Genomic DNA, 26094 nt, shown 5'->3' on the forward strand with positions numbered 1-26094 from the left:
CCGGGATAGGGACCTAGGCTTTGCTTGCGGCCGAGAACATGGCGCGTCCGGACCTTGCCACGATCTGTTCGCCGCGCCGGCGAATAGTGCGTCTCGCGCTGGCGGGCGCGCTTACCTTTGCATCGGCCACGGCCGCCTTGGCCGAACAGGCCTCGCCGGCGACCGGCGCGCGGACCTCCACGAACACGGAGGCCGCGCCCTGGCCGCCGGAGATCCAGGCGATCGAGACGGCGATCCGCAAATCGGATTTTGCCGGCGCCCGCAAGAAGGCGTTGGCCCTGATGGACGGAAGTTTCGCCAGGCGCGATCCGAAAGCGGCCGCCTATGCCGGCTACATGCTGGCGCGGGCCGACATGTTCGCCGGCGAATGGCAGGACCTCCACGACACGCTGATCGGGCGCGCGGACGGCATCATCCGCGACCTGGACCAGACGCGCGCGGACGAGTTCGCGCTGCTTCTGGCCGACGCCGCCGGCCGCATAGGCCGGGCGGACGAACAGGACAGGCTGCTCGACCTACGTGTCGAGGCGATCGCGCAGCGGTCTGGTCCGGATTCGGAAGACTCGCTCAATGCGCGTGTCGACGCCGCCTATTCGCAGCTCACCGCCAAGCGCGCCGACGTCGCCGAAAAACGGCTGCTGTCGGCGCTCAATGCGATGGAACTCGGCGGCCATGGCGATCTGTTCTTCAAGACGGTCGGGCAGGCCGGCGACAGCTTCAACCGTTTTGCCGACGCCGATGCGGCGCAGCGCATCTTCCAGCGCGGCCTCGATTCCAACCTGATGGAGACCGATACCGGGCCGGGCCCGGGGTTCCTCCAGTTCAACCTCGCCGCCTTTCTGCGCGACCAGAAGGAGTATGACCAGGCCAACCGGTTCGGTTTGCGCGCCCTGAACATCCTGGCCGATCATTTCGGCATGGGAAGCACCGAGGCCCTGTCGGCCTATGACGGGCTGGCGCAGACGCTGCATGCCTGGGGTCAGCTCGCGTCGGCGGAGGCCGCCTACCAGTTCATCTACGAGACCGGCCTCAAGTCTCTGGGCGAGGACAATGCCGATCTCTGGCGCATGATGAACAACCGCGCCGCGGTGCTGCGCTCGCTGAAATTGCCGGCCGCGGCACTAGAATTCGACAAATACGCCTACGACAAGCGCTTCAAGGCGCTTGGCGGCGGCGCCGGCGACACGGTGATTTCGGCCATGAACATGGCGCATGACCTGCTCGAGGCCGAGCGCTGGAAGGATGCCCGGTCGGTGCTGGCGGTGATCTCCGGGATCGTTGCCCAGCCGGGGTTCAACGAGGGCTACCGCAGGCAGATCGAGCGCTGGCAGGCCTATGCGCAACTGCGTCTTGGCGAGCGTCAATTGAGCCGCAAGCAGATCCAGGCGCGCGACACGACCGATTTCACCGACGGCGCCGATATCGAGCAGTCGCTGGCCTTCTTCGACCTCTTCGCCGACAAGGCGGAGGCGATGGGGCTGACCGAGGATGCCGAAGCCTATCGCGAACATGCGGTGGCGATCGCCAAGGAGAGCCTCGGCGACGCGCAGCCGATGACTTTCGAGGCCGAACTCGCGCAGGCCAGGCTGCAGGAGAAGATGGACCCCAAGGCCGCGGTGGACAGCTACCGCACGCTCGACGCCGTCATGTTCGACTGGGGGCAGTCCAGCGTGTCGGCCTCGGGGAGCCTGCGCGCCGGGCAGGCCGAGCGCGTCCTTGCCGACGACATGCTGGGGTCGCTCGCCGATTTCGCGACCCGCAATGCCGACGCGGCGGATCTTTTCGCCGCCATGCTCGACAATTGGAAGACGCTGACGCGCGGCGCCGAGCGGCAGTTGCGTGCCGAGGCTGAGACCACCGACGACAAGGCGCTTCGCGACCTCATCAAGACCTATTTCAGCAATTTCGGCCGCTTCCGCGAGATCGTCACGGCAACGCTCTATACGGACGCGCTGGCACCGCAGCGGCAGGCGATGGAGGACTCCCGCAAGGCGTTGAACGCGGCGCTGGAAAAGCGCGGCGAGCGACCGGTCGCATCGTGGATCTACAGCGCGCCGCAAGAGGCCAAGCCGCTTGCAAGGCCGGCCGAGGGCGACGTCATCGTCGATTTGGCGATCATAGGCGAATGGCCAGCGGACAGGGGCGGTACTCCCGATCGATACCGCGTCTTCGCCACGATCTCGCGCGCGTCCGGGCCGGCACAGGTGATCGAAGTCGATGCGGTCGACGCGCGAAAGGGCAAGGCCGGTTCGGGACAAAGCTTCATCGCCAAGCTCGCCACGGTCCTCGGTGACGCCGCGAAGGACGCCAAGGCGCTCTACGTCATTCCCGCCGATTTTCTTTATCAGGTCGATTTCGCCGAATTGCGGCCGGGCGGCGGCAAGCGGCTGGGCGAACTGGTCGACATGCACACGGCCACCAGCCGGCAGGCCTACGAATTCCGGGCCAGGCAAGACCGGCCGTCGGCCAGCGACGCGATGCTTCTGGCGGGCGGTCTTTTCTACGGGAATGGTGCCGGCGACGGCTATCTGCCGGGGTCGCGCACGGAGGTCGAGAAGATCGCGAATCTCGCCCGGGACAAGGGCATGGCGGTGCAACTCGCCGAGGGCAATGACGGCGGCGAGGCGGCGATGCGCGCTGCAGCCGACGGCAAGGCGATCGTGCATTTTTCGACGCATGGCTTCTTCGAGCGCGGCGAAGGGCTGTCCGAACGGCTGATGAATGCCGGCTTCGTGCTATCCGATGCCAAGCCGGCGGACGAGCCGAAGGAGTGGGACGGCGACAACATCGTCTATGCGCGCGAATTGTTGAGCTGGAACCTGCGTTCCTCGCAACTCGTCGTGGTCTCTGCCTGCGACACCGCGCTCGGCGATATCGGCGTCACCTCCACCGTGCGCGGCCTGCCGCTCGCGCTGTCGGTCGCCGGCGCGCGGCGCACGCTGCTGACCGTCGAGGAGGTCGGCGACGCGGCGACGATGCAATTCATGGCGCGCTTCTACGAGAACCTGTTCGATGGCGGCATCAGCTATGCCGATGCCTTCATCAAGACGAAACGCGAGGCCTGGGCCGGCAAGATCGACGGCTTCGCGCCCGAATTGACCAGCGCCTACATTCTCTTTGAACATTGACAGAACCGGCCACAGACCGGCCAGACACAGGACAAGACCATGGCACAGCACCTTCAACCCACCGGTTCGGCCTACTTCATCGCCAAGGAGACGGAGCGGCCCGAGATCCATACGCTTTCCGTCCTGGTCGACAACGAGCCCGGCGTGCTTGCCCGGGTGATCGGCCTGTTTTCAGGGCGCGGCTACAACATCGAGAGCCTGACCGTCTCGGAGACCGAACATGAGAAGCACCTGTCGCGCATCACTATCGTGACGCGCGGCACGCCGCATGTGATGGAGCAGATCAAGAACCAGCTCGAACGCATCGTGCCGGTGCACCGCGTGGTCGATCTGACCGTCCGCTCGCACGAGCTTGGCCAGGAGCGGCCGCTGGAGCGCGAGCTGGCGTTGGTCAAGGTCGCCGGCACCGGCGATTCCCGGGTCGAGGCGCTCAGGCTCGCCGACGCCTTCCGCGCCAGCGTCATCGACGCCAACACCGAGCATTTCATCTTCGAGATCACCGGCAAGGGCTCCAAGCTCGACCAGTTCATCGCCATCATGAAGCCGCTCGGCCTGGTCGAGATCTGCCGCACCGGCGTGGCGGCGATGAACCGCGGCCCGCAGGGGATGTAGGCCTGACTGCGCAAGGAGGCCGTCGCCGGCAACGCTTGGCTCGACCGCCGGCCGGGCGGTGGTCTTTGCGCGGTCCCTGAAAAGCGACAATGATACTGACGTATCTGGGAGGATATCATGTCACTCGACGCATTCCTCGCCTTGCTCGTCTATGCCTTCGTGACCTCGATCACGCCGGGGCCGAACAACCTTATGTTGCTGGCCTCCGGCGTCAATTTCGGCATCGCCAGGACGATACCGCACATGCTGGGCATCAGCATTGGTTTTCTCGTCCTGTTGCTCGCTGTCGGCTTCGGGCTTGGCGCGGTGCTGACCGCATTCCCGGCATTGCACACCGGGCTGAAGATCGCCGGTGCCGTCTATCTGCTCTACTTGGCCTGGAAGATCGCCATGTCGCGCTCGCTCAGCGGCAAGGGCGAGACGAATGCGCGGCCGATGCGCTTCGTCGATGCGGCGGCCTTCCAATGGGTCAATCCCAAGGCCTGGGTGATGGCGATCACCGCGATGGCCGTCTACACCAATCCGGAGCGGCCATTCCTGTCCGTCATTCTGATCGGCGTGGCTTTCACCGTGGTCAATCTTCCCAGCGTTTCGGTGTGGGCAGGGTTCGGTACGGCGCTTCGCGGTTTCCTGTCGGACCCGGTGCGGCTGAAATGGTTCAACATCGCCATGGGTGCGCTGCTGGCGGCGACGCTTTGGCCGATGCTTCGGTAAGTGAAAGGGCTTCCAAGCGCGGTACGTGCAAGGCGGGACATTCTGTAAATTCTAGTTCACATCTCTTTTGACTATTTGTGAACTGTGGATTACAAACGATCCATGACCGAAGTCCGGAAAACAGCTGAATTCGTCGGCTGTTCAAGTCCCTCAAGGATGTCCGCGCGAAGGCTCGCATTCAAATTCGGATCGATCGCGTCGAGCTTGGCAATCTTGGCGATGCCAAGTTTTTCGATGGCATCGGCGAATTGCGGGTCGACCATGGGCCGGGCTATCGCATCTATTTCGTCAAGGCGGGCAATACGATCGTCATCCTGCTCTGCGGCGGCGACAAGCCATCACAAAAGGCCGACATCAAGAGAGCCATCGGCATGGCGAAGGAGGTCAAATGACCATCGAAACCACCAAATGGGATGCTTCGGAATTCCTCGACAGCGAGGAGGCGGTCTTTGCCTATATCGAAGCGGCGTTCGAAGACGGCGATCCCGCCCTCATCACCCATGCGCTCGGCAACGTGGCCAGGGCTCGGGGCATGACATCCATTGCCAAGGACGCCGGCGTGACGCGCGAGGCGCTGTACAAGGCTCTAAGCGACAAGGGCGATCCCAAGCTTTCAACACTGCTCGGCGTCATGAAGGCGCTCGGGCTAAGATTAACGGCCGAGCCCGTACCAACGGACAATCATGCCGAGGCACGCCTCGCAGGCTGACTCGCCACGGAAGCGACGCGGCCAACATTGCGTCTGCTGGCTTCGACGAGATGGCTTGCTCCCGTACCTCAGGGCGCGAAATGCTCCCAAAGCCGGCTTGGTTCAGACCGGACGATAGGGCGTGATTTCGCCGAATGTGTCCTTTGGACCCGGCTGCCCACCTATTGTGCAGTGCACATTAAATCTTCGTAATGCCGTGTTTTGGCCCTTTTCCGACAAACGCCCGTCCTATCTATTCGGCGAAATCGCGGCAGTGAGCCGTGAATTGCGCTAGAATACGACCACCTGGCTATGGCGTGTCGGACGGAGAGGTCTTTTGTCGATGCGTGGAAAAGTCATTCTTTCATTGCTGGCGGTCGCCTGTGTCGGCGCGGCCTGGCTCTATCTGTCGCCTGACGCGCTCAACAAGGCCCAGCAGCTCCTCGGCGCAAAGCAGGTCGCCGCGACAGACAAGGCGGCGACCGACAAGCCAGCGGCGGGGGACAAGGCGGCCGGCAATGGTGCGCGTTCGGCCTCGATCGTTTCGGCGACGGCAACGACCGCGGATTTCCCGATCCGCCGCTATGCCATCGGCTTCGTCTCCTCTCCGGCCGTGGTCAACATCAACGCGCGGGTTTCCAGCCAGATCGTGTCCATCGACGTCAAGGACGGGCAGATGGTGAAGGCGGGCGACCTCCTGTTCTCGCTCGACGACCGGGCGCTGAAGGCGCAACTCGCCAAAGACCAGGCAGCGCTCGCCAAGGACCAGGCGCTGCTTGCCAGCTCGAATTCCGATCTCCAGCGCGCCAAGGACCTTGTCGCCAAGCAGGCCGGCACGCAGCAGACTTACGACCAGGCCGTTGCCGCGCAGAAGGCGGCGGCGGCGACCGTCGATGCCGACAAGGCGACGATCGACGCGGACAATGTCCAGCTTGGCTTTGCCACCATCACCGCGCCGATCGCTGGCAGGCTGGGTGCCGTGAATGTCGCCGTCGGCGACCTCGTGACCGTCAGCAATGGCAACAGCAGCACGGCGACGCCGCTGGTGACCATCACCCAGATGGACCCGCTGCAGGTCAACTTCAACCTGCCGGAAAGCAACCTGGCGCTGCTGCACAAGGCGCTTGCAAATCCGCGGCAGAACGCGGTGACGCTGACCAAGGATGGCGACCCGACGCCGATCGGCAAGGGCACGCTCGATTTCGTCGATTCCAGCGTCGACACCGCCTCGGGCACGATCGCCACGCGGGCAAGCATTCCCAATGCCGATCTTTCGCTGTGGCCGGGCCAGTATGTGAACGTCATTCTCGATGCCGGCATCATGCCGAAGATGACATCGGTCCCGACCGTCGCCGTCCAGCCCAGCCAAAAGGGGCCGTTCGTCTATGTGGTCAAGCCTGACAACACGGTCGAGATGCGGCCGGTGCAGGTGGCGCTGACCGAAGGCGAGAACAGCGCCATCAGCCAGGGGCTGAAAAGCGGCGAGAAGGTCGTCACGGAAGGCCAGACACGGCTGAAGGACGGCGCGGCCGTGCATGAAGGCAAGGCGACGGCCAGTGCCGAGGCGCCCAAGGTTGCCGAGGCAGCCCAATGATCTCCGAATTCTGTATCCGCCGGCCAGTCGCCACCCTGCTGATGTCGTTCGCCCTCGTGCTGGGCGGACTGTTCGCTTACAAATTCCTGCCCGTGGCGGCACTGCCCAGCGCTGAATTCCCTGTCGTCAACGTCTCGGCCTCGCTGCCTGGCGCCTCGCCGGAGACCATGGCGACATCGGTGGCGACGCCACTGATCAAGCAGTTCGCGACCATCGCCGGCATCGATTCCATTTCGACCACCAACTCGCTCGGCCAGACCTCGATCGCCATCCAGTTCGTCCTTAACCGGGATATCGACGCCGCAGCCGCGGACGTCCAGGCGGCGATCGCGCGCACGCAGAAATCGCTGCCGCCGCAGATGACGGCGCCGCCGAGCTATCGCAAGGTCAATCCGGCCGACGCGCCGATCCTGCTGATGTCCCTCGTCAGCGACACGGTGCCGCTGACCGACCTCGATGCCTTCGCCGAAAACGTCATCTCGCCGTCGCTGTCGACCATCGACGGCGTCGCGCAGGTGTCGATCTTCGGCCAGCAGAAATACGCGGTGCGCATCCAGATCGATCCGACCGCGCTTGCCGCGCGCGGCATCTCGATCGACCAGCTGCAGGCGGCTGTCGCGTCCGCCAACAGCAACACGCCGCTTGGCGTGCTGCAGAACAACAAGCAGCAGCTGACCATCACCGCCAACACGCAGCTGACCGACGCCGCCGGCTTTTCCAACCTGATCATCGCCACCAAGAACGGTCATCCCGTGCGGCTGGGCGAGGTGACCCGTGTCGTCGATTCCGTGCAGACGACGACGACGGCGAGCTGGTACGACGGCACCCGCGCGATCATCATGGCGGTGCAGCGCCAGCCCGACGCCAACACGGTCGACGTCGTCGACAAGGTCAAGGCGATGCTGCCGTCCTTCCAGGACCAGATGCCGGCCGCCGCCCAGATCAAGCTGCTCAACGACCGTTCGAGTTCGATCCGCCAGGCCGTCGACGACGTGCAGTTCACGCTGCTGTTGACCATCGCGCTGGTGGTGATGGTGATCTTCGTGTTCCTGCGCCGGGTGACGGCGACGATCATTCCGGCCGTGGCGGTGCCGATCTCGCTGATCGCCACGCTGGGCGCGATGTTCCTGTTCGGGTTTTCCATCGACAACATTTCGCTGATGGGCCTGACGCTCGCCGTCGGCCTCGTCGTCGACGACGCCATCGTGATGCTGGAAAACATCTTCCGGCACATGGAGGAGGATGGGCTGTCGGCCTTCGACGCGTCGCTGAAGGGCGCGCGCGAGATCGGCTTCACCATCATCTCGATCTCCATCTCGCTGGTGGCCGTGTTCATCCCGGTGCTTTTGATGGGCGGCGTGATCGGGCGCATCTTCAACGAGTTCGCCGTCGTGGTGACCGTCGCCATCCTGGCCTCCATGTTCGTGTCGCTGACACTGACGCCGATGCTGTGCTCGCGGCTGCTGTCGGTGACCAAGGCCGACCGCGAGGCGCACGGTGCAGGCCATAAGCACGACCTCGTCACACGCGGCTACGACCGGATCCTGACCTTCTGCCTACGGCACACCTTCCTGGTGTTCCTGGTGTTCATCGGCACCGCTGCGGCATCGGTATGGCTGATCGAGGTCTCGCCGAAGGGCTTCTTCCCGCAGGAGGATATCGGCCAGATCTCGGTGACCACCATCGCGCGCCAGGACATCTCGTTCGACGCCATGGCCAAGCTGCAAGGGCAGGTGGCGGCCGTGTTCTCGAAGTCGCCCTATGTCGACCATGTCGCGTGGTCGGCGGGCAGCGGCAACAATGCGCTCAACCAGGGCCAGCTCTTCGTCCAGCTCAAGGGCAAGGACCAGCGTCCCAATATCGAGAAGGTGCTTTCGGATCTGCGCAAGCAACTGGCCGGCGTGGCGGGCATCGAGACCTACATGCAGCCGGTGCAGAATCTGCGGCTCGGCTCACGTTCGTCGGCCAGCGCCTATCAGCTGGTGGTTCAGGGCCTCGATACCGGACTGACCGATACCTGGGCGCAGAAACTGAATGACGCGATGGCGGCCGACCATACGACTTTCACCGACGTCACCAGCGATCTGCAGAACAATGCGCTGCAGGCGTCGCTGGTGGTCGATCGCGACAAGGCCGCCCAGCTGGGCATCGATACCGACACGCTGCGCTCGGCACTTTATGGCGGGTTCGGCACCGACCAGGTCTCGACGATCTTCGGCTCGGCCGACAGCTACGAGGTCATCACCGAGCTCGATCCCAAGATCGAATGGTCGCCCGAACGCATGCTCGCCATCCAGATGAGGACGGCGAGCGGCAGCCTGGTGCCGCTCGGCGCCTTCGCCCGGGTCGACCGCACGGCCGGAGCGCTGACCGTCAATCAGCTCGGCCAGCTGCCGGCCGTGACCATCTCCTACAATCTGCCGCAAGGCGTGGCGCTGGGCGACAGTGTGAAACGCATCGACGCGCTGAAAGAGCAGATCGGCATGCCGACGGCGATCTCGACTTCCTTTGCCGGCACGGCCAAGACCTTCCAGGATTCGCTGGCCAACCAGGGTCTTCTGGTCGGCGGCGCGATCCTGACCATCTATATCGTGCTTGGCATCCTCTATGAGAGTTTCATCCACCCGCTCACCATCTTGACCGGCCTGCCATCGGCTGTGCTCGGGGCGGTTGTCGCCTTGCGCTTCGCCGGCATGGATCTGTCCGTCATTGCGGTGATCGGCATCCTGATGCTGATCGGCATCGTCAAGAAGAACGGCATCATGATGGTCGACGTCGCGCTTGAGTTGCGACGAGAAGGCATGTCGGCCAGGGACTCCATCCACAAGGCCTGCCTGATGCGGTTCAGGCCGATCATGATGACGACGCTGGCAGCACTGATGGGCACGTTCCCGATCGCGCTCGGCACCGGCGCCAGCGCCGAACTGCGCCAGCCGCTGGGCGTCGCCGTCGTCGGCGGCCTGCTGGCTTCGCAGGCGCTGACCCTGTTCGTGACGCCGGTGATCTATGTCTACATGGAGAATTTCTCCGGCTGGCTGGTCGGGCTCATGCCCAAGCGCAAGCCCGAGCTGCATGTGGTCGAAGAGGGTGATCAGCCTTCGCTGTTCGGCACCAACGACGACATCCCGGGCGAGCCGCAGAAGACGGCCGCCGAGTAACGAGCAACCGATATGGTAGAAGCTTGGCCCAAGCCGTGGTGCTTGCAGCCGGCGGATTGGAACCGTAATTTGCGGCCATGTCCCATGATCATGACCACGACAACGAACTCGATCCGTTTGCCGCTCGCGTGCGGGCTCTGGAAACCATCCTGACCCGCAAGGGGCTGATCGATCCGGCGGCGATCGACGTCATCGTCGATACCTATGAGACCAAGATCGGCCCCCGCAACGGCGCCAGGGTCGTCGCGAAAGCCTGGAACGATCCCGCCTATGCCGACTGGCTGAAGCGCGATGCGACGGCGGCGATCGAATCGCTGAGCTATACCGGCCGGCAAGGCGAGCATATGCAGGCGGTGTTCAATACCGGGGATACCCACAACCTCGTCGTCTGCACATTGTGCTCCTGTTATCCGTGGTCCGTGCTCGGCCTTCCGCCGGTGTGGTACAAGGCGCCGCCCTACAGGTCGCGCGCGGTGATCGATCCGCGCGGCGTGCTCGAGGAGTTCGGGCTGGTGCTACCGGCCGGGACGAAGATACGCGTCTGGGATTCGACAGCGGAACTGCGCTATCTCGTCGTGCCGATGCGACCGGAGGGCACCGAAGGCTGGAGCGAGGAGCGGCTGTCCGAGCTGGTGAGCCGCGATGCCATGATCGGCACGGCTCTGGCAAGTCACCCCGCATGAACGGGCCGCAGGATCTCGGCGGACAGATGGGTTTCGGGCCGGTCGCGCCCGAACGGGATGAGCCGTATTTCCATGCCGAATGGGAGAGGCGGGCGCTCGGCGTGACGCTCTGCGCCGGCGGCATGGGCGCCTGGAACATCGACGAGAGCCGGCACGCGCGGGAATCGCTGCATCCGGCCGATTATTATGGCTCCAGCTACTATCAGATCTGGATCAAGGCGCTTGAGATCTTGCTCGAGCGGCATGGTTTCGTCAGCGCGCGCGATCTCGCGGCGGGCGAGGCGATCGATCCGGCGGCAACGCCCAAAAGGGTGCTCAAGGCGGAAAACGTTCCCGCTGTGCTGGCCAAGGGCGGTCCGTGCGACCGGCCGGTCGGCACAGCGCCGCGCTTCAAGGCCGGTGATCCAGTGCGGACCAAAAACTTCAACCCGACCGGCCATACCAGGTTGCCGCGCTATGCGCGCGACAAGCAGGGCACGATCGAGGCGGTCCGCGACGGCTTCGTCTTTCCCGACAGCAACGCGCATGGGCAGGGCGAAAATCCGCAATGGGTCTACACCGTGGTCTTCGACGGGAGCGAAATCTGGGGCGAGGGCGCCGACCCGACATTGACCGTCTCGATCGACGCCTGGGAGAGTTATCTTGAGCCGGCCTGAGGCGAACGGGCCCGCCGCCGGTTTGCCCGCCGGCTTCGACGCACCGGTGTTCGCCGAGCCATGGCAGGCCGAAGCCTTTGCCATGACTGTGGCGCTGCACGACAAGGGCCTGTTTTCGTGGATCGAGTGGGCGGACGCCTTGTCAGCCGAGGTGAAGAGGCCGGGTGCGGCCGCCGACGGCCATGATTATTACGAGCATTGGCTGGCGGCGCTGGAAGGGCTGCTCGCCTCCAAGGGGCTGGCCGCCAAACCCGATGTCGACGCGATGGCGCAGTCCTGGGAGCGCGCCGCGCACGCCACGCCGCATGGCAAGCCGATCCTGCTGGAGAACGATCCCGGGCCGACCGTAGGTGGTGGCCACACCGAGTAAGGTCGCCGTGGCCCGCGACCCGAATGGACCTACGTGCGCGTACCAAAAACACGGATAATAAGGAGAAGACTGCCGAAGGAGGCGAGACTACCGGCTATTGCAGAGAACATGAGTCGGCGCAGGTATTTAAATTCACTTTGGACCAAGATGCTGCTCACTCGACTGTTCTTGCGTGCAGCCCGCTCCCAATATGGCAGAGCTCTTTCATCGACCTTGGTTACAAGCGCTTCCGTCCTGGTCAGGGCGAGATAGATACCGCAAAGCACTCCCAAAAAGCTGACGAGAAACACGGCAACACACGCCCACACCGCAAGGTGGACGAGTAGTGGTTGTCCTTCCATGACCAACTTCATGTGCTCTCAATCCTTGGTAGTGCTGCCTTGCTAACTTAGGCGCCTTAACATCTAGTTCCCACTGTCGCTTCAAATCGAGACATGGATTTTTGTTCCCTTTACGTTCTTGTCTTCGCTTGATAATCTGTGGCAGGGCGTTCGGCGCCGGTAGCGTCGATGCATGGCGGCTATCTTGTCTTTCTCTCGCGAATCCGGTCACACGATCTGATGGAATTTTCACCCCAACAGGATGAGGCGCTGCAGGCGGTCGCCCGCTGGCTGAAGGAAGGCCGGCCGCAAATCTTCCGGCTGTTCGGCTATGCCGGCACCGGCAAGACGACGCTGGCGCGCCATTTCGCCGAACATGTCGACGGGCAGGTGCAGTTCGCCGCCTTCACCGGCAAGGCGGCGCAGGTGCTGCGCTCCAAGGGCGCCACCAATGCCCGCACCATCCATTCGCTGATCTACCGGCCCAAGGGCGAGGAATCGGTCGAAGACGAGGTGACCGGCAAAACCTCGATGTCGCCGACCTTCTCGCTCAACCGGCAAAGCCCGATCTCGCGCGCCAAGCTTGTGGTCATCGACGAATGCTCGATGGTCGACGAGCAGCTTGGCCGCGACCTCCAGAGTTTCGGTACGCCCATCCTGGTGCTGGGCGATCCGGCGCAGTTGCCGCCAATTTCGGGCGGTGGCTATTTCACCGAGCACGAGCCGGATGTGCTGCTGACCGAAATTCACCGGCAGGCGCGCGACAATCCGATCATCCGGCTAGCACTCGATGTGCGCGAGGGCCGCGAATTCATGCGCGGCGACTATGGCACGGCGCAGGTGATCGGCAAGGAAGACGTCAACCAGGAGCTAGTGCTCAAGGCGGACCAGGTGCTGGTCGGCACCAACCGCACGCGGCGGCGCTACAACAAGCGCCTGCGCGAACTGAAGGGGTTCAATGCCGATTACCCACAGGCGGGCGACAAGCTGGTCTGCCTGCGCAACGATCCGGCCAAGGGCCTGCTCAACGGGTCGCTGTGGAAGGTGATGACCTCGTCGCGCGAGACGATAAAGCCCGGCATCAACCTTCTGGTTTCGCCAGAAGAGGACGATCCGGATCGCGGTGTCGCCAAGATCAAGCTGCTCAAGGCGGCGTTCGAGGATCCCGACGCCGAAATCCCCTGGCAGCAGAAGAAGCGTTTCGACGATTTCGACTATGGCTATGCGCTGACCGTGCACAAGGCGCAGGGTTCGCAGTGGAACGAGATCGTGCTGTTCGACGAAAGCTGGGCCTTCAAGGAAACGCGCCAGCGCTGGCTTTATACAGCCATCACCCGGGCCGCCGAACGCCTGACCATCGTCAGGTAGAAGGCTCGGCGGGAGCGGCCTTGGCTTCCTCACTCGTCGGCCGCGCGCCGAGCCATTCCCAGGCAGCGGCTTCGTCCTCGATCTTGAAATGCCTGAATTCGACGGGCGAGGAAGCGGGCAAGGCGGATCGTGCGTTCGGCGTCCAGTCAGGGGCGCCGATCGCCGCGCAACGGCCAACATGTTCCAATGCATGGATGGCGCCCTTCTTGATGGTCTCATCGGAGATATCGACCCAGTCGACGCCGTCGTGATCGACTATGCGCACGGCCACGTCGATTCTCGGATGGAGCAAATAGGCCGCCTCCAGCAGGCCGAACAGATTCTCGGCATCGGCGGCCGAGACATGGCCGACCACATCGATGGCGAAAAGGTCGTCGCGGCTGGTGTCGATGCGGCGGATCGCCGGCACGGATTGGAGGAAATTCAAGGCGGTGCCTCCTTTCGCTGAATATCCTGGTCTTCTGGAACACCGGAAAGGCCCTATCTGTTCCCGTCAAAGACGCTATAGATGCGCCGTCTCGAATGCGCCGTGCCGGAACGAATGAGCGTGGCGCGCCTCGATCGCCTGTTTCACGGACGCCAAACCATGCCCGCCAAGCTTTCCGTCAACCTCAACGCCATCGCCATGCTGCGCAACCGGCGCGACCTGCCATGGCCCGATGTGATCGGTGTCGGCCGCCTTGCCCTTGCCGCCGGAGCGCATGGGCTGACGGTGCATCCACGCCCCGACGAACGTCATACAAGGCATTCCGACCTGCCTCTGATCAGGGCGCTGATCGACGATGAATTCCCACGGGCGGAATTCAATATCGAGGGCTATCCAAGCGAGGATTTCCTGGCGCTCGTGGAGAAGAATCAGCCCGAACAGGTGACGCTGGTGCCCGACGATCCGGCACAGGCGACCTCCGACCATGGCTGGGACTTCGCGGCGCAAGCGGCGTTCCTGACGCCTGTCGTCAGGCGTCTGAAGAAGGGCGGGTTCAGGGTCTCACTGTTTTCCGACGCGGATCCCGCCGGGATAGCGGCCGCGCGCGATACGGGCGCCGATCGCATCGAACTCTATACCGGTCCTTACGGCAGTTACCATTCCGATTCCGGCAAGGCGGCCAAGGAGTTGGAAAGACTGGGGAAAACGGCCGACGCGGCCTTTGCCGCCGGTCTCCAGGTCAATGCCGGCCACGATCTGACGGTGGCCAATCTACCCGCGCTGGCAAGGCGCGTTCCGGCATTGGCCGAAGTGTCGATCGGACATGGGTTGACAGCCGACGCATTGGAGTATGGCATGGCCGGCACGGTGGGTCGGTTTCTCAAGGCTTGCGGCTGGTAGGGGTAGAGCTTCGCTTTGCAATATGGCAGCCATTGCGTGCACCTTGATGTCGTATCGCAGCATGCATAGAGCACCGCGCGCTTGTCGGGGAGTGGTCGATGGCCCTTGCCAATAGCGGGAGCGAGGCTGAAACCGTCGAGCAATCGAGCCATGCCGGGGTCGAGCAGCACAGCACAAAGGTTCTGATGCTGGGCGCGCTCGGCGTCGTCTATGGCGATATAGGCACGAGCCCGATCTACGCCTTCCGCGAGGCGCTTCACGCTTCGCCCGGCATGGATACGCGCGTTCACGTGCTAGGCGTGCTGTCGCTGATCGTCTGGGCGCTGACGATCATCGTCACCATCAAATATGTCGCCTTCGTGCTTCGCGCCGACAACAAGGGCGAAGGCGGCACGCTGTCGCTGATGTCTCTGGCGCGCAGCGCCTATCCCAAGGGCGCCCGGCTGATCCTCGTGATCGGCCTTTGCGGCGCGGCGCTGTTTTTCGGCGATTCGATCATAACCCCGGCCATCTCGGTGCTGTCGGCGGTCGAAGGCCTGACGGTGGTGACCCCGACGCTGGACGCCTATGTCGTGCCGATCACGCTGGTCATCCTTGCCATCCTGTTCTCCGTGCAGCGCTTCGGCACGGGAAAGGTCGCGGCGGTGTTCGGGCCGGTGACGGCGCTGTGGTTCCTGGCCATCGGCGTCGCGGGGCTCTATCACTTGCTGGACGACCCATCGATCCTGCTGGCCATCAATCCCTATTACGCGGTCGCCTATCTGGCCAGCACACCCACCGCCGCCTTCGTCACTGTCGGCGCCGTGTTCCTGGCGGTGACCGGGGCCGAGGCGCTTTATGTCGATCTCGGCCATTTCGGACGCAAGCCGATCGTGCTGGCCTGGTTCTCCGTGGTTTTCCCCTGCCTGCTGCTCAACTATTTCGGGCAGGGCGCCTTTGTGCTCGCCAATGGCGGAAGACCGACCAATCCCTTCTTCCAGATGCTGCCTGACTGGGCACTGATGCCGATGGTGGGACTGGCAACGGCCGCGACCGTCATTGCCAGCCAGGCGGTCATTTCAGGGGCTTTTTCGCTGACCCGCCAGGCGGTGCAGCTCAATCTTCTGCCCCGCATCGAGGTACAGCATACGTCCGAAATGCAGTCCGGGCAGATCTACATGCCGCGCGTCAACCTGCTGATCGCGATGGGGGTGATGCTGCTGGTCGTTGGCTTCGGCAGTTCGAGTTCGCTGGCTTCCGCCTACGGCATCTCGGTGACCGGCGAAATGCTGATGACCACGATCCTGCTGTTCGTGGTGATGCGCAAGATGTGGAAATGGAAGCTGGCGCTGGCTTTGGCGCTGACCTTGCTGTTCGGCGTCATCGACAGCGGCTTCTTCCTGGCCAATGTCGTGAAGATCGTCGAAGGTGGCTGGGTATCGATCACCGTGGCCTGCCTAATGGGCCTGATCATGTGGACGTGGATACGCGGCACCCGCTACCTCTTCGACAAGACCCGCCGCAACGAGATCCCGCTCGATTTCCTGGCCGCCAATCTGTTGAAGAAGAAGCCACATCTGGTGTCGGGCACCGCGGTGTTCCTGACCAGCGATCCCTTGAGCGCGCCGACCGCGCTGATGCACAGCCTCAAGCACTACAAGGTGCTGCACGAGCAGAACGTCATCCTTTCGGTGGTGACCGCTCCTCAGCCCGTCGTGCCCGACAGCGAGCGGGTCAAAATGGAGACGGTCAACGAGCTGTTCATGCGGGTGACGTTGACCTTCGGCTATATGGAGCAGCCCAACATTCCGCGCGCGCTGGCGATCTGCCGCAAGCAAGGCTGGAAGTTCGACATCATGACGACGTCCTTCTTCCTGTCGCGGCGCTCCCTGAAAGCCTCGCCCAATTCCGGCATGCCGGTGTGGCAGGACCGGCTGTTCATCGGCCTGGCGCGCTCGGCGGCGGATGCGACGGAGTATTTCCAAATCCCGACCGGCCGCGTCGTTGAAATCGGCACGCAGGTCGCCATTTAACAGACCTGCTCGCAGGCCCATGAGTTCGCGATGGCTCCGGACGTGAGCCTTGCGAACGTCGCTTGGACAGACATTCGCGAGAAGTCGCCAGCAGGAAGCCGCGCGCTGCGAATATGAGTGCCTAACGCTACGGCACTTGATATTGCATTGCAGCAAGCGTAGAGCACCGCGCGTTTATCGGAGTGTCGTACATGGCCCTTGCCAATGCTGGTAGTGAGGCAGAACCCGTCGACCAATCGAGCCATCCTGAAATCGAACAGCACAGCACCAAGGTGTTGATGCTGGGCGCGCTCGGCGTGGTCTATGGCGATATCGGCACCAGCCCGATCTATGCGTTCCGCGAGGCGCTGGTCGCGTCGTCGGGCGGGCAAGTTGCCGACCGTGGCGACATTCTCGGTGTCTTGTCGCTGATCATCTGGTCGCTGACGATCATCGTCACCATCAAATACATCATGTTCGTGCTGCGCGCCGACAATCGCGGCGAGGGCGGCGTGCTGTCGCTGATGGCGCTGGCGCGCGGCAGCTTTCCGAAGCGCTCGGCGCTGATGCTCGGCATTGGCATCGTCGGCGCCTCGCTGTTTTTCGGCGACGCCGTCATCACGCCGGCGATTTCGGTGCTGTCGGCGGTCGAGGGCATGAATGTCGTCACCCCAACCTTCCAGCCCTATGTCGTGCCGCTGACGCTGGTCATCCTGGCCATGGTGTTCGCGGTTCAGCGTTTCGGCACCGGCGGCGTGGGCCTGGTCTTCGGCCCGGTGACCGCGATCTGGTTCCTGGCCATCGGCCTGTCCGGCCTCAAGCACATCATCGCCGATCCGGAGATCCTGTGGGCCATCAGCCCGCACTATATCGTCGCCTTCCTGATCCATTCGCCCGATGTCGCCTTCGTCACCATCGGCGCCATCTTCCTTGCGGTCACCGGCGCCGAAGCGCTCTATGCCGATCTCGGCCATTTCGGCCGCAAGCCGATCGTGCTGGCCTGGCTGTCGATCGTGTTTCCTTGCCTGTTGTTGAATTATGCCGGGCAGGGCGCCTTCGTGCTGGCGAAGAACGGCGTGGTCGGCCACCCATTCTTCGAAATGAACGAAGGCTGGGCGTTGATCCCGATGGTGGTGCTGGCGACAGCGGCGACCGTCATTGCCAGCCAGGCGGTCATTTCGGGGGCTTTCTCGCTGACCCGCCAGGCGGTGCAGCTCAACATGCTGCCGCGGCTCGAAATCCTGCACACGTCGGAAAAGCAGTCCGGCCAGATCTACATGCCGCGCGTCAACCTGCTGCTGGCCCTGGTGGTGATGATGCTGGTGGTCGGCTTCGGCGAATCCAGCAAGCTGGCGTCCGCCTACGGCATCTCGGTGACCGGCAACATGCTGGTGACGACGGTGCTGCTCTATGTCGTCATGACCCGTATCTGGAAGTGGAAGCTGTCGGTGGCGATCCCGCTGACGGTGCTGTTCGCCTTCATCGACATCGGCTTCTTCGCCTCCAACATCGTCAAGGTGTTCGAAGGCGGCTGGGCGTCGCTGGTCGTGGCCTTCACCATTGTGCTCGGCATGTGGACCTGGGTGCGCGGCAGCCGCTATCTCTTCGACAAGACCCGCCGCAACGAGATCCCGCTCGATTTCCTGGCCGGCAATCTGTTGAAGAAGAAGCCGCAGCTGGTCTCGGGCACCGCCGTGTTCCTGACCAGCGATCCCTTGAGCGCGCCGACCGCGCTGATGCACAGCCTCAAGCACTACAAGGTGCTGCACGAGCAGAACGTCATCCTTTCTGTGGTGACCGCGCCGCAGCCCGTCGTGCCCGACAGCGACCGGGTCAAGATGGAGACGGTCAACGAGCTGTTCATGCGGGTGACGTTGACCTTCGGCTATATGGAGCAGCCCAACATTCCACGCGCGCTGGCGATCTGCCGCAAGCAGGGCTGGAAGTTCGACATCATGACGACGTCCTTCTTCCTGTCGCGGCGCTCGCTGAAAGCCTCGCCCAATTCCGGCATGCCGGTATGGCAGGACAGGCTGTTCATCGGCCTGGCGCGCACGGCGGCCGATGCCACCGAATATTTCCAGATTCCGACCGGCCGTGTGGTAGAAATCGGCACGCAGGTGGCTATCTGACGAGGTCGATCGCCTCGGCTCGAGGGAGGCGGTCATGAGTGGTGAATTGGTGCTTGTCACCGGCGGATCGGGATTCCTCGGCGCGCACTGCATCCTGGCCTTGCTCGACGCCGGCTACCGCGTGCGCACGACAGTGCGGTCCAGCAAGCGCGAAGCCGACGTTATCGCCATGCTGAAGGGCGCCGGGACCGAGCCGGGCGACAGGCTCACCTTTGCCATCGCCGATCTCACGGCCGACGTAGGCTGGCCAGACGCCGTCGCCGGCTGCGACTATGTCCTGCATGTTGCATCGCCATTTCCGCCCGGCGTGCCGAAACATGAAGATGAGCTCATCGTTCCGGCTCGCGAAGGCGCCTTGCGGGTGCTCAGGGCGGCGCGAGACGCCGGCGTCAAACGCGTCGTGCTGACGTCATCCTTCGCCGCTATCGGCTATGGCAAGATGCCGCCCGGCGGCCAGCCGTTCACCGAGGAGAGCTGGACCGATCCGACGGCCAAGGTCAGCGCCTATGTGAAGTCGAAGACGCTTGCCGAGCGCGCGGCTTGGGATTTCATCGCCGCCGAGGGTGGCGGCCTGGAACTGGCGGTCGTCAATCCGGTCGGCATTTTCGGACCGGTGCTGGGTTCCGACCATTCGACCTCCACCGAATTCGTCCAGCGCATGATGAACGGTGCAATGCCTGGCTTGCCGCGCCTGTCCTTCGGCGTGGTCGACGCGCGCGACGTGGCAGACCTGCATGTGCGCGCCATGACCAATCCCGCCGCCAGGGGCGAGCGTTTCCTGGCCGTCGCCGGCGATTTCATGACCGTGCGGGAGATCGCGCGGACAGTGAAGACGCGGCTCGGCGCGGCCGCATCGCGGGTCTCGACGCGGGAGCTTCCCGATTGGCTGGTGCGGGTGGTGGGGCTGTTCAACGCGGAAGCCGCGCAACTCGTGAAGGAACTCGGCAAGGTCAAGAACGCCACCAATGCCAAGGCGGTGCGCATGCTCGGCTGGGCGCCGTGCTCACGCGAGGACGCGCTTGCCGCGACCGGCGAAAGCCTGATCCGGCTTGGGCTGCTCAAGGCATCGAAGTAGCGCGGCGGGAGGAAGACTTCCCGCCGCGCCGATCTCAACCAGCCAGGGCGGCTTTGTTGGCTTCCAGGAACTGCTTCAGCGGTGTCGACTTCCGACCGGACAGTGTCGCGACCGAGTCCGTCACCATGCCGAGGTCGCCAGCGCGTGTGGCGGCGTCGAAGGACACCAGAAGCCTGGCGATCGGCTCGGGAAGCCCGGCTGCCTTCATGCCTTCGGTCAGTGCTTCATCGGAAAGCTGGACGACCTGGATCGGCTTGCCGGTGACCTCGGTGACGAGTGCCGCGACCTCGGCCGATGTATAGGCCTTGGGCCCAGTCAGCGTATAAGTCTTGCTCTCGCTGGCGTCCGAGGCGAGCCCAGCAGCTATGGCCGCGGCGTAATCGTCACGCGCGCCGTAGGAAATGGCACCATCGCCCGCCGATGTGTACCAATGACCCGAGGCGAGAATTTGCGGCATGGCCATGAACAGATTCTCGTCGTACCAGCCGTTGCGGAAGATCGTGTAGGGGATGCCGCTGGCCTTGATCGCTTGCTCTGTGTCGTAGTGGTCGGGAGCAAAAAGCACGGCGGAGCCGGGCTCGGTGTTGGGCAGCGAGGTGTAAAGCAGGTGGCCGACGCCAGCCTCCCTGGCCGCCGCGACGGCGGCAAGCTGCTGCTCGCGCCGCTTTCCCTGGATCGCCAGTTCGTTGGTCGAAATGATGAGTGCCCGGTCGGCCTCGGCGAAGGCTTTGGCAAGCGAGGCCCGATCGTCGAAGTCGGCCTGGCGAACAGTGACGCCGCGCGCCGACAGGTCGGCAAGATTGGCGGGCGTGCGCGTCGTGGCGATGATCCGGGCCGCCGGTATCTCGAATGTGTCCAGCAGATGGTTGATGACGCTGCGGCCGAGCTGGCCGGACGCGCCGGTGACAAGAAGAGTTGCGGTCATGGGAATCCTGACATTGCGCCGGAAGGGCGGTTCGGGTGGTAGTCTCAAAAAGAGACCAGCACTAAAATAGGAATTGACCCACTGCCGTAAAGAAGGCAGTTTTTCGGGAGGTAGGCACACGCAGGGAACCAGCCATGGACAGCTCGCTCGTAAAACTGAGGTCCAAACTCGAAGTCTACAAAGCGATGACCGACGGAGGAAACATTGCCGATTGCCCGGTCCGCGACGTCATCCAGGGACTCAATGGCAAATGGAGTTCGCTGCTGACGGCGGCCCTGGCCGAGCAGCCCTATCGCTTCGGCGAGCTGCGGCGGCTGGTTCCCGATATCTCGCAGCGCATGCTGACCCAGACGCTCTATGATCTGCAGCGCGACGGCTATGTGCACCGCGAAGTGTTCCCGACCAAGCCGCCCAGCGTCGAATACAGCCTGACCGAGCTTGGACGCTCGATGTTCGACGCTTTGCAGCATCTGTTGCAGTGGGCTGAAAACAACCACGACGCTGTGCGCGAGGCGCGGGCTGGTTTCGACGCCGCAGGCTTGAACCCAGGCGGCTAACGCTCCGTCGCGACTTGATTTCGTCAGGCGGCTGAAGGATTGTCCGGCCAATTCGGCTTGGGGGAACGGCATTTCCTACGATATCGCCATTGCAGGCGCCGGCCCGGCGGGATTGGCCATGGCGCTCTATCTCAAGCGGGCCGGTCACCGCGTCACCATTTTCGAGCGTTTTGCCGAACCGAAGCCGGTCGGATCGGGGCTGATCCTGCAGCCGACCGGCCTGACGGTGCTCGCCGATCTCGGCCTGCTCGACGACATCATGGCGCTGGGCAGCAGGATCGACCGGCTGCATGGCGCCGATGCTTCGAGCGGCCGCACCGTGCTCGATGTCCGCTACGACGCCCAGCGCGGCGGCCGGTTCGGTCTGGCTGTGCATCGGGCGGCCCTGTTCGGTGTGCTTTTTCGTGAGGCGCAGAGGGAGGCGATCGCCATCGAGACCGGAGTCGAGATCGAGACGCTGGAGGCTGGTGAACGGGCAACGCTGATCCGTGGCGATGGGCGCAGGGCAGGGCCGTTCGATCTGGTGGTCGACGCCAGCGGCGCGCGCTCGAAATTGCGGCGGGGCGTCGGCAATCCCGGCGAGCCAAGGCCGCTCCCCTATGGCGCGTTCTGGGCATCGCTCAAGTGGCGCGGCGAGGGTTTTGACGAGCACGCGCTTTTGCAGCGCTATGACAAGGCCAGCGTGATGATCGGCGTGCTGCCGATCGGCCGGCCGGAACCGGGTGCGCGGAAGATGGCGGCCTTCTTCTGGAGCCTGAAGCCTGATGATGTCGACGCGGTGCGTGGCCAGGGCCTCGACGCCTGGAAGGCAAGGGTGGTGCGGCTGTGGCCGCGGGCCGAGGCGTTTACCAGCCAGATCGACAGTTTCGACCAGCTCTCGCTGGCCCGCTATGGCCACCACACGATGAAGCTTCCGGTCGGCCGGCGGTTGGCCGTGATCGGCGATGCCGCGCACTCGACCAGTCCGCAGCTCGGCCAGGGCGCCAACATGGCGCTGCTCGACGCCGCCGCGCTCGGCCATGCGCTGGCGCGAACGGACGGCGTGGAAGCCGCGTTGGAAGCCTATGCCAAGGCGCGGCGCTGGCATGTGCGGACCTTCCAGGCGCTGTCGCTGGCGTTCACGCCCTTCTACCAGTCGGATTCCGTGGCGCTGCCTTTCATTCGCGACAGGCTGGTGGCGACCATCGCAAAAATCCCGCCGGCGCCGCAATTCCTTGCCTCGATGGTGGCGGGCACCGCCATCGATCCTTTCAGGCGGGCAGGGCTTGCCGAGGCGCAGTGGCCGGATCAGCTTGCCGGATGAGGCTCGATAGAAAAGAGCCCTTGGCGCGCAGGAACGCATGCAGGCGCTGCGGATAGTCCGGCGCCACGGCTTGCCGGATCGAGGGACGGTCGCCTAACGCTTTGCGCCAGGCCTGGACGCGCGGCTTGCCGTCCAGGATGCCGAAATCGCCGATCCGGTCGAAGGCGTCGAGATATTTGAAAACGGGTCCGAAGACCGCATCAACGAACGAAAAGCGGTCGCCGGCGAACCACGGCCCACTGCGCGGCGCATCGTCGGCGAGTTCAGCCTCGAGGCGGTCGAACATCGCCGACAGCGCGCTGGCCTCGGCGAGGAAGCCGGCCTCGCTCGGCGCTGAATAGAACCGGCCGATGGCGTTGAGGATGGCCGAGCCATACTCGATCCAGGCACGGTGCCGGGCCCTGGCATAGGCATCGGCGGGGTGGAGGGGGTTGGCCTGTGTCTCCTCGAGCAATTCGAGGATGACCGCGGATTCGAAGATCACCGTCTCGTCGCCATTTCGCCGGACGCGCAGCAGCGGCACCTTGCCCAGCGGCGAGATCGCCTTGAACCAGTTCGGTTTGTCGGCGAGGTCGATGTCGACGCGCTCGAACGGCACGCCTTTCTCGGTCAGCGAAATTGCCGCACGCTGGACGAAGGGGCAGAGAGGGTGGCTGACGAGAATGAGGGTGTCGGTATGGTTCATCGGATTGCTCCTCGATAAATTGATGCAGTTGCATCTATGTAGATGCAGGCGCATCGATCGTCAAGCTTGATGCATTTGCATCTATCTCTTATGGTGCGGTGATGACAGAGAGAGCCATGCCTGCGCCTGATGCCATCAAGGCCTGGGCCCGCCTGATGCGGGTGTCGCGCCAACTGATGGAACGTGCCGAGGAGGCGCTGAAAGAGGGCGGTCTGCCGCCGCTCGCCTGGTACGACGTGCTGCACGAACTCGCCGAGGCCGGCGAGGGCGGTTTGCGGCCGTTTCAGTTGATCGAGCGCACCTTGTTTGCGCAATACAACATCTCGCGGCTGTTGGCCCGGCTCGAAGCCGACGGGCTGGTCGAGAAACTCCCGGTGGCTGATGACGGCCGCGGCCAGACCATCCGCATCACCGCCAAGGGACGTGAGACGCGCCGCCGGATGTGGGCGGTCTACGGACGGTCAATCGCCGAACTGATTGGCGCCAAGCTCTCGCCCGACGAACTGAGCATGGTGTCGGCCCTGCTTGGCCGGCTGCGTCATCCGCCTGCCGGGGACTGAGCATTCGCATTGCGCGGCTGCGCGGGACGCCAGCAGATATTTTTCTTCTCCGCCCTTGCGTCGATCATTGGATTGCGCAATAAGCCGAACCGTAACGTACGGTACGGCAGGCGACTTAGCCGACCTGCTTTTGTCTGCCGAGGGAAGAGCGTGTTGCACGGCGTGGCCGACATCGACAACAGCGAGGCGTTGACGGAGCGGCAGCAGGCCGTTCTGGATGCGGCGCTGCGGCTGCTGGTCGAGGAGGGCGACAATCTGACCATGACCGCCGTGGCGCGGCGGGCGAGCTGTTCCAAGGAAACGCTCTACAAATGGTTCGGCGGCCGGGACGGGCTGTTGACGGCAACGGTGCAGTGGCAGGCGTCGAAGGTGCGGGTGGCTTCGGTCGACGGCAGGGGGCTCGACCTTGTTTCGCTGACGGCAAGCCTGGAGCGGTTTGCCTCCGACTGGCTCAAGGTGATCTCCAGCGACACCTCGATCGCGCTCAACCGGGTGGCGGTAAGCCATGCGGGTTCAGGCAAGGACAATCTCGGCGCCGTCGTGCTGGAGAATGGGCGCTTTGCACTGGCCAAGCGGCTGAAGCCGGTGCTTGAAGCCGGCCGGCAGGCCGGGCTGCTTGAATTCGGGGATGCCGAGACGGCGTTCCGTACCTTTTTCGGGCTGGTTGGCCGCGATGTGCAGATCCGTCTGCTGCTCGGCGACAGGCTGGAATTGACTGAGGCGGCGATCGGCGGCGATGCCATCCGCGCGACGCAGCAGTTTCTCGCTCTTTTCGGAGCAAAAACCGGGCCGCAAGGCCTCTGATCTAAAAAACGGGAAGGAAGTAAAATGCGCGTCTATTACGATCGTGATGCCGATCTCAATCTGATCAAGGGCAAGAAGGTCGCCATCATCGGGTATGGCAGCCAGGGCAGGGCGCATGCGCTCAACCTCAAGGATTCCGGCGCCAAGGAGATTGCCATCGGCCTCAAGGCCGGCTCGGCGACCGCCAAGAAGGTCGAGGCCGACGGGCTCAAGGTGATGAGCGTCGCCGACGCCGCCAAATGGGCCGACCTGATGATGATGGCGACGCCGGACGAATTGCAGGCCGACATCTACAAGAATGAAATCGCGCCGAACATCCGTGACGGCGCCGCGATTGCCTTCGCGCATGGTCTCAACGTTCATTTCGGCCTGATCGAGCCGAAGTCGACCGTCGACGTCGTCATGATCGCGCCGAAGGGCCCGGGCCACACGGTTCGCGGCGAATACCAGAAGGGCGGCGGCGTGCCGTGCCTGGTCGCCGTCAACCAGGACGCCTCGGGCAATGCGCTCGACCTCGCTCTCTCCTACGCCTGCGGCGTCGGCGGCGGTCGTTCGGGCATCATCGAGACCAATTTCCGCGAGGAATGCGAGACCGACCTGTTCGGCGAGCAGGTCGTGCTGTGCGGCGGCCTGGTCGAACTGATCCGCGCCGGCTTCGAGACGCTGGTGGAAGCAGGCTACGCGCCGGAAATGGCGTATTTCGAGTGCCTGCATGAAGTGAAGCTGATCGTTGATCTGATCTATGAAGGCGGCATCGCCAACATGAACTACTCGATCTCGAACACCGCCGAGTGGGGCGAGTATGTCTCGGGTCCGCGCATCATCACCGCCGAGACCAAGGCCGAGATGAAGCGGGTGCTGAAGGACATCCAGACGGGAAAATTCACCTCGGAGTGGATGCAGGAATACCGCGCCGGCATGTCGCGCTTCAAGGGCATCCGTCGCAACAATGACAGCCACCAGATCGAGGAAGTCGGCGCCAAGCTGCGCGCCATGATGCCGTGGATCTCCAAGAACAAGCTGGTCGACAAGGCCAAGAACTGAGCCGATCCACGTTTCTTGCTTTGCGCGTCCTCGGGCTTCGCCCTGTGGGCGCGCGGGGGATCTCCAAGAACAAGCTGGTTGACAAGGCCAAGAACTGAGCCGATCCACGTTTCTTACTTTGCGCGTCCTCGGGCTTCGCCCTGTGGGCGCGCGGGGGATCTCCAAGAACAAACTGGTTGACAAGGCCAAGAACTGAGCCGATCCACGTTTCTTGTTTTGCGCGTCCTCGGGCTTCGCCCTGTTTTTGCGCGTCCTCGGGCTTCGCCCTGTGGGCGCGCGGGGGATCTCCAAAAACAAGCTGGTCGATAAGGCCAAGAACTGAGCCGATCCACGTTTCGCGATCAATAGAAAACGGCGCCACGTGGCGCCGTTTTCATTTCCGGCATCAGCCGCGGGCAGC

25 protein-coding genes are annotated in these 26094 nt (G+C 63.7%); 20 read left to right on the forward strand and 5 right to left on the reverse strand.

Going from position 1 to position 26094, the window contains the following annotated elements; genetic code table 11:
* Positions 1 to 38: 38 nt before the first annotated feature.
* The 3 genes from LB564_RS19085 to LB564_RS19095 all read left to right on the forward strand — a co-directional run bounded on the left by LB564_RS19085 (position 39) and on the right by LB564_RS19095 (position 4454).
* A complete protein-coding gene (locus tag LB564_RS19085; protein WP_224540055.1) occupies positions 39 to 3128 on the forward strand; it encodes a CHAT domain-containing tetratricopeptide repeat protein in 3090 nt (1029 codons plus the stop codon).
* Between the two features lie 39 nt (positions 3129 to 3167).
* A complete protein-coding gene (gene ilvN / locus LB564_RS19090) occupies positions 3168 to 3740 on the forward strand; it encodes an acetolactate synthase small subunit (protein ID WP_140701825.1) in 573 nt (190 codons plus the stop codon).
* 117 nt (positions 3741 to 3857) lie between these two features.
* Positions 3858 to 4454, forward strand: coding sequence for a LysE family translocator (locus LB564_RS19095; RefSeq protein WP_224540057.1), 597 nt, complete (start codon positions 3858 to 3860; stop codon positions 4452 to 4454).
* 89 nt (positions 4455 to 4543) lie between these two features.
* Here LB564_RS19095 and LB564_RS31655 read toward each other — a convergent pair whose 3' ends face one another.
* Complete coding sequence (locus LB564_RS31655) at positions 4544 to 4717, reverse strand: hypothetical protein (RefSeq protein ID WP_318012824.1); 174 nt, start codon at positions 4715 to 4717, stop codon at positions 4544 to 4546.
* On the opposite strand from LB564_RS31655, the gene LB564_RS19100 reads away from it, so the two are divergent.
* From LB564_RS19100 to LB564_RS19130, 7 genes are all read left to right on the forward strand, one after another.
* Positions 4643 to 4846 carry a type II toxin-antitoxin system RelE/ParE family toxin gene (locus tag LB564_RS19100; protein WP_318012825.1) on the forward strand — a complete coding sequence of 68 codons (204 nt, stop codon included), beginning with the start codon at positions 4643 to 4645 and terminating at the stop codon, positions 4844 to 4846. The genes LB564_RS31655 and LB564_RS19100 overlap by 75 nt on opposite strands.
* Positions 4843 to 5163 carry an addiction module antidote protein gene (locus LB564_RS19105; protein WP_224540059.1) on the forward strand — a complete coding sequence of 107 codons (321 nt, stop codon included), beginning with the start codon at positions 4843 to 4845 and terminating at the stop codon, positions 5161 to 5163. The genes LB564_RS19100 and LB564_RS19105 overlap by 4 nt, the downstream gene beginning before the upstream one ends.
* 322 nt (positions 5164 to 5485) lie before the next feature.
* On the forward strand, positions 5486 to 6736 hold the full coding sequence (locus LB564_RS19110; protein ID WP_224540061.1) for an efflux RND transporter periplasmic adaptor subunit: 1251 nt from the start codon (positions 5486 to 5488) through the stop codon (positions 6734 to 6736).
* Positions 6733 to 9894, forward strand: a complete 3162-nt coding sequence (locus tag LB564_RS19115) for an efflux RND transporter permease subunit (RefSeq protein ID WP_224540063.1) — start codon at positions 6733 to 6735, stop codon at positions 9892 to 9894. The genes LB564_RS19110 and LB564_RS19115 overlap by 4 nt, the downstream gene beginning before the upstream one ends.
* A gap of 77 nt (positions 9895 to 9971) precedes the next feature.
* Positions 9972 to 10577 (forward strand): nitrile hydratase subunit alpha, encoded by a 606-nt coding sequence (nthA, locus tag LB564_RS19120; protein ID WP_224540064.1) that lies wholly within the window; start codon positions 9972 to 9974, stop codon positions 10575 to 10577.
* The gene (gene nthB / locus LB564_RS19125) at positions 10574 to 11233 is read left to right on the forward strand and encodes a nitrile hydratase subunit beta (RefSeq protein ID WP_224540066.1); all 660 of its coding nucleotides are present in this window, start codon (positions 10574 to 10576) and stop codon (positions 11231 to 11233) included. The genes nthA and nthB overlap by 4 nt, the downstream gene beginning before the upstream one ends.
* Positions 11220 to 11603, forward strand: a complete 384-nt coding sequence (locus tag LB564_RS19130) for a nitrile hydratase accessory protein (protein ID WP_224540068.1) — start codon at positions 11220 to 11222, stop codon at positions 11601 to 11603. Before nthB ends, LB564_RS19130 begins: the two co-directional genes overlap by 14 nt.
* Before the next feature lie 29 nt (positions 11604 to 11632).
* Here the strand turns inward: LB564_RS19130 and LB564_RS19135 are convergent, their stop codons facing one another.
* Entirely contained in the window at positions 11633 to 11956 is a 324-nt protein-coding gene (locus LB564_RS19135; RefSeq protein ID WP_224540070.1) for a hypothetical protein, read from the reverse strand.
* A gap of 207 nt (positions 11957 to 12163) precedes the next feature.
* Here LB564_RS19135 and LB564_RS19140 point away from each other — a divergent pair, with 207 nt between their 5' ends.
* Positions 12164 to 13291, forward strand: coding sequence for an ATP-dependent RecD-like DNA helicase (locus LB564_RS19140; protein ID WP_140701816.1), 1128 nt, complete (start codon positions 12164 to 12166; stop codon positions 13289 to 13291).
* Here LB564_RS19140 and LB564_RS19145 read toward each other — a convergent pair.
* Entirely contained in the window at positions 13284 to 13718 is a 435-nt protein-coding gene (locus LB564_RS19145) for an STAS/SEC14 domain-containing protein (protein ID WP_224540072.1), read from the reverse strand. The genes LB564_RS19140 and LB564_RS19145 overlap by 8 nt on opposite strands.
* Positions 13719 to 13877: 159 nt before the next feature.
* Here LB564_RS19145 and LB564_RS19150 point away from each other — a divergent pair, with 159 nt between their 5' ends.
* The 4 genes from LB564_RS19150 to LB564_RS19165 all read left to right on the forward strand — a co-directional run bounded on the left by LB564_RS19150 (position 13878) and on the right by LB564_RS19165 (position 19816).
* Positions 13878 to 14618 carry a pyridoxine 5'-phosphate synthase gene (locus LB564_RS19150; RefSeq protein WP_140702242.1) on the forward strand — a complete coding sequence of 247 codons (741 nt, stop codon included), beginning with the start codon at positions 13878 to 13880 and terminating at the stop codon, positions 14616 to 14618.
* Positions 14619 to 14716: 98 nt separating this feature from the next.
* On the forward strand, positions 14717 to 16630 hold the full coding sequence (locus tag LB564_RS19155) for a potassium transporter Kup (protein WP_140701814.1): 1914 nt from the start codon (positions 14717 to 14719) through the stop codon (positions 16628 to 16630).
* Between the two features lie 191 nt (positions 16631 to 16821).
* On the forward strand, positions 16822 to 18741 hold the full coding sequence (locus LB564_RS19160; RefSeq protein WP_224540074.1) for a potassium transporter Kup: 1920 nt from the start codon (positions 16822 to 16824) through the stop codon (positions 18739 to 18741).
* 34 nt (positions 18742 to 18775) lie between these two features.
* Positions 18776 to 19816, forward strand: coding sequence for an SDR family oxidoreductase (locus tag LB564_RS19165; RefSeq protein WP_224540076.1), 1041 nt, complete (start codon positions 18776 to 18778; stop codon positions 19814 to 19816).
* Between the two features lie 34 nt (positions 19817 to 19850).
* On the opposite strand, the gene LB564_RS19170 is transcribed toward LB564_RS19165, so the two are convergent.
* Positions 19851 to 20741 carry an SDR family oxidoreductase gene (locus tag LB564_RS19170; RefSeq protein ID WP_224540078.1) on the reverse strand — a complete coding sequence of 297 codons (891 nt, stop codon included), beginning with the start codon at positions 20739 to 20741 and terminating at the stop codon, positions 19851 to 19853.
* A 185-nt stretch (positions 20742 to 20926) separates the two neighbouring features.
* Between LB564_RS19170 and LB564_RS19175 the strand changes: the two genes are divergently transcribed.
* On the forward strand, positions 20927 to 21298 hold the full coding sequence (locus tag LB564_RS19175) for a winged helix-turn-helix transcriptional regulator (RefSeq protein WP_411910228.1): 372 nt from the start codon (positions 20927 to 20929) through the stop codon (positions 21296 to 21298).
* Between the two features lie 118 nt (positions 21299 to 21416).
* A complete protein-coding gene (locus tag LB564_RS19180) occupies positions 21417 to 22601 on the forward strand; it encodes an FAD-dependent oxidoreductase (RefSeq protein WP_263491669.1) in 1185 nt (394 codons plus the stop codon).
* On the opposite strand, the gene LB564_RS19185 is transcribed toward LB564_RS19180, so the two are convergent.
* Positions 22549 to 23286: a glutathione S-transferase family protein gene (locus LB564_RS19185; protein ID WP_224540082.1), complete on the reverse strand. Its 738-nt coding sequence runs from the start codon at positions 23284 to 23286 to the stop codon at positions 22549 to 22551. The genes LB564_RS19180 and LB564_RS19185 overlap by 53 nt on opposite strands.
* Positions 23287 to 23387: 101 nt before the next feature.
* Here LB564_RS19185 and LB564_RS19190 point away from each other — a divergent pair, with 101 nt between their 5' ends.
* The 3 genes from LB564_RS19190 (at position 23388) to ilvC (ending at position 25694) form a co-directional block, all read left to right on the forward strand.
* On the forward strand, positions 23388 to 23846 hold the full coding sequence (locus LB564_RS19190; protein WP_224540084.1) for a MarR family winged helix-turn-helix transcriptional regulator: 459 nt from the start codon (positions 23388 to 23390) through the stop codon (positions 23844 to 23846).
* A gap of 150 nt (positions 23847 to 23996) precedes the next feature.
* A complete protein-coding gene (locus tag LB564_RS19195; protein ID WP_224540086.1) occupies positions 23997 to 24650 on the forward strand; it encodes a TetR/AcrR family transcriptional regulator in 654 nt (217 codons plus the stop codon).
* Between the two features lie 24 nt (positions 24651 to 24674).
* Complete coding sequence (gene ilvC, locus LB564_RS19200; protein ID WP_013531065.1) at positions 24675 to 25694, forward strand: ketol-acid reductoisomerase; 1020 nt, start codon at positions 24675 to 24677, stop codon at positions 25692 to 25694.
* Positions 25695 to 26094: the final 400 nt, after the last annotated feature.

Origin of the sequence: Mesorhizobium sp. ES1-6 (assembly GCF_020164775.1) — a bacterium.
GTDB lineage: Bacteria > Pseudomonadota > Alphaproteobacteria > Rhizobiales > Rhizobiaceae > Mesorhizobium.